The organism is Acinetobacter sp. NBRC 110496, assembly GCF_000876115.1.
Lineage (GTDB): Bacteria > Pseudomonadota > Gammaproteobacteria > Pseudomonadales > Moraxellaceae > Acinetobacter.
Genome location: NZ_BBTF01000014.1, coordinates 1 through 12684, shown reverse-complemented (window position 1 = coordinate 12684; position 12684 = coordinate 1). Strand labels below are relative to the sequence as shown.

At 37.1% G+C, this 12684-nt stretch carries 13 protein-coding genes and 2 CRISPR repeat arrays; of the genes, 2 read left to right on the top strand and 11 right to left on the bottom strand.

The features are described 5' to 3' along the window. Window positions 1-2: 2 nt before the first annotated feature. The 10 genes from cas10 to cas2 (Aba26S_RS08970) all read right to left on the bottom strand — a co-directional run bounded on the left by cas10 (window position 3) and on the right by cas2 (Aba26S_RS08970) (window position 8346). The gene (cas10, locus tag Aba26S_RS09015; RefSeq protein WP_043971508.1) at window positions 3-1838 is read right to left on the bottom strand and encodes a type III-B CRISPR-associated protein Cas10/Cmr2; all 1836 of its coding nucleotides are present in this window, start codon (window positions 1836-1838) and stop codon (window positions 3-5) included. A 10-nt stretch (window positions 1839-1848) separates the two neighbouring features. Further along, window positions 1849-3150 carry a type III-B CRISPR module RAMP protein Cmr1 gene (cmr1, locus tag Aba26S_RS09010; protein ID WP_052500217.1) on the bottom strand — a complete coding sequence of 434 codons (1302 nt, stop codon included), beginning with the start codon at window positions 3148-3150 and terminating at the stop codon, window positions 1849-1851. 31 nt (window positions 3151-3181) lie between these two features. Continuing rightward, on the bottom strand, window positions 3182-4336 hold the full coding sequence (gene csm6, locus Aba26S_RS09005; RefSeq protein WP_052500216.1) for a CRISPR-associated ring nuclease Csm6: 1155 nt from the start codon (window positions 4334-4336) through the stop codon (window positions 3182-3184). A gap of 50 nt (window positions 4337-4386) precedes the next feature. Then, the gene (locus tag Aba26S_RS09000) at window positions 4387-5004 is read right to left on the bottom strand and encodes a dTMP kinase (protein WP_043971506.1); all 618 of its coding nucleotides are present in this window, start codon (window positions 5002-5004) and stop codon (window positions 4387-4389) included. A 19-nt stretch (window positions 5005-5023) separates the two neighbouring features. After that, window positions 5024-5560: a hypothetical protein gene (locus Aba26S_RS08995; RefSeq protein WP_043971504.1), complete on the bottom strand. Its 537-nt coding sequence runs from the start codon at window positions 5558-5560 to the stop codon at window positions 5024-5026. Between the two features lie 47 nt (window positions 5561-5607). Then, window positions 5608-6006 (bottom strand): hypothetical protein, encoded by a 399-nt coding sequence (locus tag Aba26S_RS08990; protein WP_043971501.1) that lies wholly within the window; start codon window positions 6004-6006, stop codon window positions 5608-5610. Further along, window positions 5996-6724: a hypothetical protein gene (locus tag Aba26S_RS08985; RefSeq protein WP_043971499.1), complete on the bottom strand. Its 729-nt coding sequence runs from the start codon at window positions 6722-6724 to the stop codon at window positions 5996-5998. The genes Aba26S_RS08990 and Aba26S_RS08985 overlap by 11 nt, the downstream gene beginning before the upstream one ends. Before the next feature lie 81 nt (window positions 6725-6805). Next, complete coding sequence (gene cas2, locus Aba26S_RS08980) at window positions 6806-7093, bottom strand: CRISPR-associated endonuclease Cas2 (protein WP_096911469.1); 288 nt, start codon at window positions 7091-7093, stop codon at window positions 6806-6808. An 11-nt stretch (window positions 7094-7104) separates the two neighbouring features. Then, the gene (gene cas1, locus Aba26S_RS08975; RefSeq protein WP_043971493.1) at window positions 7105-8046 is read right to left on the bottom strand and encodes a CRISPR-associated endonuclease Cas1; all 942 of its coding nucleotides are present in this window, start codon (window positions 8044-8046) and stop codon (window positions 7105-7107) included. Window positions 8047-8067: 21 nt separating this feature from the next. Then, the gene (cas2, locus tag Aba26S_RS08970; protein ID WP_043971491.1) at window positions 8068-8346 is read right to left on the bottom strand and encodes a CRISPR-associated endonuclease Cas2; all 279 of its coding nucleotides are present in this window, start codon (window positions 8344-8346) and stop codon (window positions 8068-8070) included. Between the two features lie 246 nt (window positions 8347-8592). Next, window positions 8593-9331: direct repeats of the CRISPR family, unit length 24 nt; unit sequence TCCCTGTTGATAAGGGATTAAGAC. 81 nt (window positions 9332-9412) lie between these two features. Beyond that, window positions 9413-10161: direct repeats of the CRISPR family, unit length 37 nt; unit sequence GTCTGAACAGACTTCCCTGTTGATAAGGGATTAAGAC. A gap of 193 nt (window positions 10162-10354) precedes the next feature. On the opposite strand from cas2 (Aba26S_RS08970), the gene Aba26S_RS08965 reads away from it, so the two are divergent. Both Aba26S_RS08965 and Aba26S_RS08960 read left to right on the top strand, forming a co-directional pair. Next, window positions 10355-11224: a hypothetical protein gene (locus tag Aba26S_RS08965; RefSeq protein WP_043971488.1), complete on the top strand. Its 870-nt coding sequence runs from the start codon at window positions 10355-10357 to the stop codon at window positions 11222-11224. A 2-nt stretch (window positions 11225-11226) separates the two neighbouring features. Continuing rightward, the gene (locus Aba26S_RS08960; RefSeq protein WP_043971485.1) at window positions 11227-11964 is read left to right on the top strand and encodes an alpha-ketoglutarate-dependent dioxygenase AlkB; all 738 of its coding nucleotides are present in this window, start codon (window positions 11227-11229) and stop codon (window positions 11962-11964) included. A gap of 56 nt (window positions 11965-12020) precedes the next feature. On the opposite strand, the gene Aba26S_RS08955 is transcribed toward Aba26S_RS08960, so the two are convergent. Further along, window positions 12021-12662, bottom strand: a complete 642-nt coding sequence (locus Aba26S_RS08955) for an IS1595 family transposase (RefSeq protein ID WP_043971627.1) — start codon at window positions 12660-12662, stop codon at window positions 12021-12023. Window positions 12663-12684: the final 22 nt, after the last annotated feature.

The following is a 12684-nucleotide window of genomic DNA, read 5'->3' as shown; positions in this document are numbered from 1 at the left end:
TGTTATTCCTTAATTAAATCTTGATTGGTTTTGGCTGCTAACCAACGTGCAATAATCAACTCATTTGCTAATTGATTTAGATCTTTGACTTGCTGAACACGTTTTTCCAAATCTTGTTTAGGAATCGCCTGACCGTGTGCTGTTCTTGCTTTATCAAGCATTCTGTTAAATTCAGCTTGTTGAATCTGATGACCATATTGATCACTTAGAGCAAATTGTGTTTGTAAATGAATAGCTCGAGTATCATAAGCAATACGGCTTGGTAACTCCTTATTTTGATAAGCTTTAACCCAATTTTCTAAGGCCTGATGAGCTTGGTCTTCAATGCCCTCATCATCTGTCCAACGTAATCGTAAATCCGTGGTCGCACCTGAACGAACTGCTAAAGTTATTCCCAGCGCATTTCGTTGTTGATCCTGGGCTTCATCATTACCTTTTGCTACTTTTTCAGCACGTTTTGCCAACTCTCGAATGACACCTAAAGGTGTCATATGATGGACAATCGCCAAGCCAACAGAGAGTGTTGGTGTCTTAATCTTTTGATTGGGCTGAGCTTGTTGTAATTTATTAACAGCAATTTGCAACTCTTGATTAAATGTTTGACTAAGAGATTTGGCACATGCATAAGCTTTATATAAAGGTACGAATCCTAAAACATCATCTCCGCCTGCATAGATACAATGCCCATCATAATCACGCATTTTCGTAGAAACACTTTCTGCAAATATAGATAAGGCTTTGGTGATTTCTTTATGTTGTGTCTCATTCTGAGCAGTATCAAGTAACTCGCCCATACGATCGCCATCAGCCAGTAATAGCACACCATAAGAACATGGCTGACTACCATTTTTCCAAACATCAGCATTTTTTAGCGTTTGCTTAAATGTATTGAGCGCTTGAAAAGCCTCTTCAGCTTCAAAATCTTGTTTACGTTTTTTATCAGCTTGAAGGATTTCTGCATCTAAACGTGAAGGATAAAGCAGTTGAGCGTCAAAAGGTAAGTTTGCATATTTGCCATCATTCCCTGTCACTCGAGTTGCTAACTGTAATTTAATTAAGGGTTCATAAGCTTTGTTAATAATGCTTTTTTGATTCGCTGTTAACGCCTCAATCCATGCATGCGCGGCAACCCGAGTAAATGGTGTAAATTGTTCAGCGTCCCCACCTAAACGTTTGGCAACACCTGCACAGTCTAACTGTTCAGAATCAGACAAACCCAATTGACTACGTAAACGATAGCTCATGTTATTTTCTTCAGGGAGTACGGTTTCTCTAGCTCCATCCAAAGATGATTTTGGAATCATCAAACCATTCTCAAATGCATGACTTGCACTTGCTGTAAAATCACGAGTCGCTTTCCGAGCAGCTAAAACTTGTGCAGCCTTTTCACTGGCTTTTTTATAACCATTAGATCCTATTTTTGCCCAAGCAGCTTGTGTTTCAACATAGTCATCTATCTGTTTGTCCCATATTTTAGAACGTAATTGATGTCGATGTGATAATTTATCAAACGCTATTTCTGCAACCTCTTGGAAACACTGTTTCGCTTCTTCACTTGCTTTTTTAGCTAAATCAGCAACACTTTCTGAGTTTTCAGCATTTACAATGACTTGAATTTTATTTCCTACAGAAAATACACTTCCAGCTTTTAAATCTTTATGAGGTTGTTCAGTATAAGGAAAAATCATTTCTGCTTTCTGATCAGATAAGTACTTTGCAACTGCTTTAGACATTTCTGACAGTAACCAAGAACCACTCCATAAATCACGACTACGGCGAGCAACTGCAATAAACCCCTGTACAGGTCCAACGGAAATAATTAATACATAACGATCCATAGTTATTTCCTTAATTTCCAAAATAATTTAAAAATGCGCTTAAAGCATCTGTGCCATCTTGAGCATGGATCGGTCTTATATTTTCAGCCTGAGCTCGATCCCAGTACTCAACATTAAAGCTACGATTCCCCTGAATTAGCTTAAGCTGTAAATCATTAACATGTTGATGTGGTAAACGTAATGCTGCTGCTTGCCAACCCCGCCCATTAAAATAGGGTCTTAAAATAAGTGGGCTTGCCATTCTTTCTTCCAAACCACCATTTACAATAGGTTGTAATAAGCTTTGAGCGGGTTCATCCGTTCGACTATTTCCATCATCTTTAAATTTAAAAATAATTGGCAATCCAAAAGCCGCACGAGGAAAGTAGTCACCTTGTGTTACTCTTCGGGCATGTCGGTCTGAACGCTGATTAACTGTATTACGAATAGCATCAGGTTCAGACCAACGGCTACGTCCTGGCTGATGTGGTTCATCACCTTTATTTCGCCCAACCTCTATTTTCTGCACACCAACACTATGACCCTGACGAAAATCTTTTAATTGATCAACCGAGTCTTTCCATGCTGTATAAGAACTATTACTTTGTGGTCTTAATATAAGTTGACAGCCTATAGCTTGTGCTTCTACTGCTGTAATAGGGGTAATATGCTGACCAGTCACTTGAACCGCACCTAAACCGCGACGAGTTCTAGCTCCCAAACCGCCAAAGTTTGCCCACCAACGAATCGCTTCCCAAACTTGATGCGTTTGTTGTTCATTTATATTTTTGGCTAAAGCTAAATGTAATTGCCAAGTTAACCCAGCTTTAATCAATTCTTTAGGTTCTTCTTCAATTCGATCTGGTGATGTTTTTCCTTGTGCTGGAAATAATACATATGGCACATCTGCCCAATCCTTTGGATAAGGCAAACCCCTATATCTATTTGTATTCTGATTTCTTCTAAACTCAGCCCACTTTTCAGAATCAGATTTTGAAGTGTTCGTGACCTTTAAAAATACCAAACTCGCATGAACTTCATTTCCAGTCCCACCCCAAAGTCGAGATTCTGCTTGACGAATTGCACCGAGATCACCATTAAAACCCCAGTCTGCTTTATGCTTTGCCAACAATCGCCACCAAAAACGCAATTGCCCACGAATAGTACTAACACGAATAGGCATCTCTTTATCAATGGTTGCAGCTTTTACGCCTCCTCCATATAAAGGTGTGACGAGTTCACAGTGTAAAGTGTGCCAATGTAAAGCTCGCAATTGGTTTATTTGGTTTATATCTGGAACAGAAATGTTGCTATCCAGTGTTCTAATTTTCATAATGTTTATACCACTATTCCTTAAAATATAATTAATCTTTTAATACGATGGTAATATCCTTGGGAAATTCAAATAAATTTGAATTATTACTTTTTACAGGCATTATTCTATTTGCTAAAGCCAAACCTAGTTTTTCAACTAAGGTTTTATTTAACTTAGACTTTGTAATTTCAAAATATTCCTTATCTACAATTACGTCATCTTTGGCTTTTTGCTTTCCATAAAAGTGATTATATTCATCTGACCATTCCTGAAAAAAGGTAATTTGATCTTGTGTAGCAACTTCATCCCTATCACTCTTCGGTGCTTCAATGCCTATCTTTTGATTTATTTTTTTATCAGCAAACCAATGTAACATTGCAAAATACTGTGGTGATAATCTAATTAGCTCTTCATCATTAATTTGAAATTGACGCTTACCATTTTTGGTAAATAAAGTTAACTTAATTGGTTCAAATGACTTATTAATTTCATTGACAATATCGCTAAATTTTTTCCCATGTTCAGGGTTTAATTGATGTTTAGGTAATATTGCATCTCTCATTCGAACAAAAGGAATATTTGCTAACCATACTTTTGCATTAAAAGTATCTAATTCTAGTTCTTCTAGTATCTCAGTATCATTCTGAATTTTTTTAACAAAAGTCTTAATCTTTGTTTGTTCAGGTTGTTTGGCTGGATAATAAAAGCCTCGCAAAGTTTCATATTCAGAACTCACTAGGACATGGGACATTCGATCTTGTGGACGCCCATAAAGAGACAATGCATAACCAGCATAAAAGCCCATTGTTTTACGACCACCAGCGATTGATACATATACGCTAGTTGTATCAACCTGAGTCAACTCACGAATTTTTTTACAAATTGCATTTGCAGCATGTTCATTATCTGAAGGCGTTTTTAAATCACTTAATGGCAGGCCTTTATCATCAACTATAGTGAATAGCTTACTTTCATCAAACTGAATAAAAGGTAGTTGATATTCATGGCACATCTTCTGAAAAATACCTGTATTTCCCAATAGAGTTTCCTTAATTTTTTTAATACCATCTGTCGTTGTTAAGATTTGAACTTCATCAGGAATCCATTTTTCCTCATTATCAGGATCACATGCCAATGCCCATACTGTTTCAGTAATAATCTGGGGTGTCATACCTGTGACAAGAAATAATACATTTTTTGCCATTTTTTAAGTCTACCTAAATAAATTTATAAATTTTTTAAAAATCAAAGATTTCATGTAACAAGTGCAATGTTTTTAACATATTTTAACACTTGTTGAAATAACTGTGAGCTTGTTTGATTTGTATCAAAACATTGAATCTGAATGTTTTTTAATCCAAATTCATTTTTGCACTTAAAAAGCTGTGTGTATGCGTGCTTAGTCTGTTGTAAACGCTGAACTGTTTCATCATATAAACCATAATCACGTTGACGATTTTGGAGTCGTTGGCTAGCTGATTCCAATGAAATATCTAAATACAGCACTAGATCAGGCATAGGTACTGCATATTCTTGTGCCAAGATTTGCTGAATATAGCCATGAATATCGTGTTGATAAGACTGCCAACGAGTCACTATGCTGGTCAAAATACTTCGATCTCCTAGAACTAAAGGCTGATTAAAGTTCGTCTGCAAAGCATGATAATTCGCTCGTGCTGTATATAAAGCTGACATAAAATCATCATCATGTTGCCAGTCACTATAGGCTTGTTCCCACCATTCATTTTGAGGCATTGGGCGAGTCGGGTTAAAAGTAGAGAATTCAACTCCCTCTTTATTCAATTGTTGGCTTAACTGTGCCAGTAAAGTACTTTTACCCGCACCTTTAATCCCCTCAATCGCGATATACATAATGTCCAATACCTTTAGGTTAGTTTGATAACTTTGCACTAATTCGATTTGGAAAAAGCTGTATGACTTCAATATCAAAGTGACGTGAGCCTATCTTGACTTCTTCAGCAAGATCACCAATTTGTAAATGCATAATTTTTGTTGCAAGTGGTGCGTTATATGCTAAATGTCGCTGTGGGATATTGGTTTCATCAAAACCACGGATTTCCCAAAACTCATTTTGTACAGAATCATCAGCCAGATCATAACGACGTAAATGCACAATGCTACCAATCTCTACCTGATGGAGATTTCGCATAGCATCATTAATTTCAATGATTTTCATCATATCCAATCGATCAGTCAGCATTTTCATGGTGTGATTTAGATTAGCTTCCATTTGTTGCATACGATTAAACTCAGGGTTGTCATGCCACCCATCTCCAGAAAGCTCAAATGCAACTTGACGATGATCACGTACCTGATCGTATTCTTTTTGCTTTTCAGCAAGTTTATGCAGTAATTGTTGGTAACCCACTTGAGTCATATAAACAAGCATATCGGCTGATGTATTCATAAATTCCTCATTTATTCTGTGATCAATTATGTCGCTATTCTGCAAAATTAACGGGAACCGCAAGCTTGTAAAATTTGCATAAAATACTGATGGTATTGTTGCAAATCATGCCAAGTCGTTTTTGAAACTTCTGTTATCAAACCTTTTTTGAGCTCGTGGCGATGCTGTACGACAGGCTCAATAATTTGCTCTGGACAATGAATTCGACATACTACTTTCAAAACCTGATGTGGCTGGTGATTTGTTAAATCATAGCCCTGCTGTAATAACCACATCGTAACTAGGCGAAAGAGTTGGTCATAGGTATTGAGGTAATCTATTTCTCGTTGTTGCAAATACAATAGTCCTTGCTGCTCTTGCTGTAGTCGTTGCAACTGTTGTTTAGGCTGTACGACAGCAATGCGTCCTTGTTGTTGTAATTGTTGCAAAATAAGTTTATGCGGCATGGGCATAAGTCTCCGTATTAAGGTGAGATAAAAAATGCTGTAAAGATGTATGTAACTGGACCACATTAATCTTTGGTGGCTGAATATTCGGATCAATGCCTTGATGAATTGGAATAAGACGAGTTGTGCCTTGTTCAGTCGGTGCACTGCACATGATGGTGGCAACCAATTGATCGCCATGATTGATGATGCGATGCAATTGACCTTTTGGCATCAAATAGCTTTCACCTGCCTGATTGATACGGACATAGTCAAGCTTTAGGTGGTTTTGTCCTATCTCTTGTTTAAATGCGGCATCCTGTTTGTTTGCCGCATAGTACTCAAACTCTTGGAAAGGTTGCCCTTGAATATCATCTTTCCAAATTTCACTGGTCAACTGACCCGCTAGAATTAATGAGGAAAAGCTCCAGCGATGATCATGAATATTTTCTTCACAGGATTGACCTGCGAACCAAATATGTAGACGCAATTTATAACCACGATCGAGCAGCACAACTTTTAAAAAACCATTGCCATGTTGATATGAACGTGCAGCTATTTCATTTAAACTAGACTCATCTGCTAAAAGAGCCTGTAAAAATTGGCACAGTTGTTCTTTAGAAAAGTGAGCAGATAACCACTGATTTAAGGCAACAGTCGCATCTGCATGTTGTAGAAAATATTGGTCAAGCTGATTTTGATACTCTTGTAATAATTGTTGAGCTGTATTGTTTTGCATGACGCTTTACCTTTTTCTAGTTGGTAAAGCTATTAAATAATTTTTCTTATAATCACTTGTTATTTCACAAGCTTACATTTTTTATAATAAGCTTCCTCGAGCATGAATTAAGCTTACACCATCCAAAACCTTTTCTCCTACATATTTAGCAGTAACCAAAGCAGATGAGTAATACAAACGAAGATCATCTTCCGCTTTTATAATCTTTTTTAAACGCAAGCAAAGCTTCTCAAATTGCACTAAATTTAAATACAAATAAAAAACGGAATAGTTCAATGCAATACCTAACATAGATAAAATTTGGTGGACTTTCGCTAAGCGCTTTGGATCTCGAATGTCATAACAACAAATCCAATGATAGGTAGGCATATTCACCATAATTATGCTTGATCAATTGTTTTTGCCCATTGCTGGGTATTTAAACGGATATATTTTTTCCATACTCTAAACTGGCGCTCCCATACTGGGTAAAAAAGTGCTCGCCCCTGTTTATTTAAAGTACAAGGGTACTGTTCAGAATGAGAAAAATGCTGTGATTGCAATGTATCACTTAATACTAGATCTAATACCCACTTTTCAACATCCGTGCGGATGCGTTCAGTCAAATCACAGGCTAAAGAATGACGGCCATGTACAGGCTCATGGTAAAAACCAAGCATTGGGTCAAATGCATGAGCATATAAAGCTCGAGTACATTCGGCATAAATAAGACTGTAACTTAATGAAAGTAATACATTGATTGGATCGAGTGGCGGGCGACGATTACGACCTTTAAATTTACACCAATCAGGTGCAATCAACTGAACTGCATAAAATATTGTTTTTGCTGCCGCCCCCTCCAAACCACGAAGCTGATCCATACGGTTGCTTTGTGGTATCAATTGCATGATATTTTTAAATCTTAAAATGATTTGCTCAAACTCTTGATCCGTAAAATATTGCTGTTTATGCCAAAAGTGTAGTAGTTTGAATTGCTGAATACTCTGCGCATAAATCAGTTGTTTAGCATAACCCAGACGTCTTTCATCTTGATCAAGTATTTCAAACTGTTTTATTTTACGATGAACAATACCACTTGAAGGTGGAATATATTGGGCATGATGTTCACATGAGCGAGGGTCTAAGATAATGACTGCAATACCACGACTAGCACAAGCTAAAAGCAAGTGACTGCTTAAAATTGTTTTGGCGCTAATCACAATAGAGGATAAATACTGAAATGCAATCGACAAAGGTCGAGCTAGATGAGCACTATGAACTAGTATACGTTCACGATCGACTTCAATTTGTGTATCTTTCCGATCAATATATAATGTTTGCATGTCTGAGCCTTTTAAGTTTGATTAGCCAATGTATAAACAGTTTGATTGAACTATTCTTTTCGCCTGCCCAAAGAACACTGTATGTTTATGGTTTGGATATATTTTGATGAGAAGGATTCGTTTATTCTCTTGTACTGTTAAATCTTCTAACTGCCCCATAAGCTGTTGTTTTTGATCATGACTCAACCAACATTCAAATACTGATTTTTGTTGATGGATACCAAAAGCCAATAATGTTCTAAAAACTTTTGAACGGATTTTATCGCAACTGATATCGTACATTCCTAAATAATGGTGCATGATGTCTACTCATCGACCTTAATAAAAATAAAGTTAACCCCGTAATGGAAAACAATGATCAAAATGCAAGCTTATGATGTAAAACTCACCCACTCAATTTTGCTTTCTAGGCTTGAAAATAGAGTCTTAAACATATATCAAAAAAAATGTGAAATATTTACAAATACATCAACTTTACTGATACATAATTTGAAATATTTAACCCCTGTAAGCTTTTGCTTTACAACAAGAAAAATAAGCGCTAGAGTCTGAACAGACTTCCCTGTTGATAAGGGATTAAGACCTAATTTAACAGCTAATGCCGCTTGAGACAGTGTCTGAACAGACTTCCCTGTTGATAAGGGATTAAGACTTTGTAGCTCAACGCACCCAGAGCCAAGTTTCTCGTCTGAACAGACTTCCCTGTTGATAAGGGATTAAGACGTTGTGGTGAGCGAACTTCGAACGATATGTACCGTCTGAACAGACTTCCCTGTTGATAAGGGATTAAGACGCAATGTTTATACAATCTAATAACTGACTAACGTCTGAACAGACTTCCCTGTTGATAAGGGATTAAGACGTCTTTAATTCCGTGATACTTTTTACTACTTCCGTCTGAACAGACTTCCCTGTTGATAAGGGATTAAGACAAACACATAGTAAAGAATTACCATTAGTTTGAGTCTGAACAGACATCCCTGTTGATAAGGGATTAAGACTACAGCAGCATATGATGTTGCAGGGAATGACATGGTCTGAACAGACATCCCTGTTGATAAGGGATTAAGACGGTTTGTCAGCTTGGATTGCTTTAGCCACTTGTAGTCTGAACAGACATCCCTGTTGATAAGGGATTAAGACAATACTAAATTGTAAGTTTTATCGGCCTCTAACTGTCTGAACAGACTTCCCTGTTGATAAGGGATTAAGACTGAATCTAAGTTAAAGTCCATAGCAGTTTCCTCAGTCTGAACAGACTTCCCTGTTGATAACGGGTGAACAGCGTAAAAAAACGATGAATATCGTTTTAGCTGTGCAAGACGAGAGCTTTGCTCGAGTTAGACGATGATATAACGTGGTATCATTTACATGATGCTTCCCTGTTGATAAGGGATTAAGACGTATATTCATAAACCAAGGTTTAACCTCCTCATGCGTCTGAACAGACTTCCCTGTTGATAAGGGATTAAGACGTATACATAATCTAGTTCAGGGATCATCACATGTCTGAACAGACTTCCCTGTTGATAAGGGATTAAGACGAATAAAATTTCGTGATAAGCTGTTTCACCATTGTCTGAACAGACTTCCCTGTTGATAAGGGATTAAGACACCATATCATCACGCAATGGGCCTTCGAATTTGAAGTCTGAACAGACTTCCCTGTTGATAAGGGATTAAGACTTTATGATGATAAGCAAGAATTAACGGAGCTAAAGTCTGAACAGACTTCCCTGTTGATAAGGGATTAAGACTTATAAATCCATTCATCACAAACTATAATCTCAAATGTCTGAACAGACTTCCCTGTTGATAAGGGATTAAGACTAAAGATATCTTTGCGATCAATCCCGAAGAAGTCGTCTGAACAGACTTCCCTGTTGATAAGGGATTAAGACATTATCAAAGTTTTGTACTACTGGTTTTGATATAGTCTGAACAGACTTCCCTGTTGATAAGGGATTAAGACCGGTGGAATACCTATCCGTTAAAATCGATGGATATGTCTGAACAGACTACCTTGTTGATAAGGGATTAAGACCAAGAATATTGCTTAGATGAAATTTGCAGCATCGGTCTGAACAGACTACCCTGTTGATAACGGGTGAACAGCGTAAAAAACGATGAATATCGTTTTAGCTGTGCAAGACGAGAGCTTTGCTCAAGCTAGACAATGATATAACGTGGTATCATTTACATGATGCTTCCCTGTTGATAAGGGATTAATTTTGCAAGCTTGTATTACACGATGGGCAGAAAAAATTCACGTTAAATAAACCAATCTTTTTAGAAATAGATTGGTCTTATGCCTTATCGTCATTGTGATACCTTTATAGAACAAGCCTTAAATCAAATTACTGATACATCAGATTTTATGCAATTCTATAACGAAAATTTAACACTCTTTCGACATCACGTGCATGACAACTATTTAGTCCTTGCTGAGCGTCTAAAAAAAGGAACAGGCATTATCCAGTCTTCTAGCGACATATTAAGCTATATGGTCTTGTATGGAGGATTCTTATATCAATGCTTTGACCAAATAACACAACAATTATTCAATGAATACCATCCTTTAAAAAAAGATGCTTCTCCAATTCATATTGTCGATTATGCTTGTGGTCAAGGATCAGCTTCTTTAGTTTTGATTGACAAACTTATGGCGGAGAATAAAGCGATAAACAAGCTTCACATCACACTAATTGAACCATCTCATCACAGTATGGAACGAGCAAAAAAACTGATTCATGCAAAAGCAATGCATTATGGAATTACGCTCACTCTAAAATGCTATGTTTGTTCTTTTGATGCTCTAGATCAAGACTTCTTAGCACATGCTGCCCATCACCAGATTTTTCATTTATTTGCCAACATTTTAGACTTATATAGTTTTGGCGGTTTTAATCTAAATGCTTTAGTGACCAAAATGAAAGTGATTCCAGCTCAACACAGCTTAATTGCCATGAGCACAAGACATCCAAAATCATTTCAATCAAATGATACGCTAGGTTTTAATGAGCTACATCGTTTGATATCCCCAAGTAGTCTCCTCATAGCAAAAGAGTTATGTATACCAAATATTGTATTTTACAAACATAGCTCCAACTTTCGTCGAATGGTTACTGAGAGCAAAAACATGATCGTTTATGCATGCCAATGGACACATGAGGGATAAACATGGATGACCTATTTGCTGATGAAGTCGTTGCACCACTTTTTGGTCAATATAAAAGTTCTTTTCATCCTAGTGGACAAGGTTTCATTATTCATATTGAAAACGGACAATTAATCTATATTCCTCAATTTATTCCACAAAAAATCGCAAATAGAACCCTTGACGTTTTATTAGAGAATAATTTATACGCTTGGCAAACAACCCAATGGGCAAATATCAACGACCTTAAAAATATTGTGTGGAAAAATATCCAATGGAAACAAGATTCAATTAAAATCTACGGTAAGACTCATCTTTTACCACGCCTCACCGCTTGGTACGGAGAGGCAGGTAAAAGTTATACATACTCTGGAATTGAATCACATCCTCTCGCATGGAATAAACCGCTATTGTGGTTGAAACAACAACTTGAGGCTGTCAGCCAATCGTCCTTTAATAGTGTATTACTAAATTGGTATCGTGATGGCCAAGATCATTTAGCTTGGCATGATGATGCAGAGGCAGAGTTAGGAAACAATCCAACGATAGGTTCTTTAAATTTTGGAGCAAGTCGACGTTTTCTATTGCGCCGTAAGGACAATCATAACGATAAAATTGAACTTTTATTAGGTCATGGCGATTTGCTTATTATGGCAGGTGAATTACAACAATACTGGCAACATTGCGTCCCTAAACAGACAAAAGTTAAAAATAGCCGTATTAACCTAACTTTTAGATACATCCACCCATTATTGCCATGAAGTGTTTTTTGGATACCATCTATTCTGAAAAAATTTAAAATATGGGGCTTAGGAAGTTAAAGAGGGTTGTTACGGAGTAGTTTAAGCAAATCAAGGTATAAATTACCATGCCGATGATTGAATCGATATTCCGTTTCTTTAAGATGCAAATAAAACATCTTCTTGTCAATTCCATTAAATTTACTGAGCCGTTTTTTCGCATAGCCCCAAAAGGATTCTATACCGTTAATATGACGTTCCCCACAGGCAAATTCATTGTCCCCGTGATTTACTCTTAAGTGCTTATCAAAGCCAATATCAACTAAACCATCATACCCCCTCCATCCATCTGTATTGATGACTGAATCAAGTTCTATATGCCCACGGATAATCCCTTGCAGCGTAGCTTTTGAGCAATCCGGTACAATTTCCGTGTACACATTTCCGTCCCGTTTGAGCAACCCAAACACAATGGTTTTTCCTGATGCCCCACGACCTCGCTTACCACGAACACGGCGAGCACCAAAGTAAGATTCATCCAGTTCAACGATGCCATTGAAGGGAGATATTTCTTCACATTGGACAGCAATCTTTTTACGCAATTTGATATAAATTGTATTAATGGAGCGGACAGAAATATTGGTAAGTTTAGCAGTATCAGATGCAGTAAAATCTATGGCAAAAAAGCGAATGACTTGCCTGAATTTTGCTTCTGCGATTCTTGAACGGGAATAATATCTA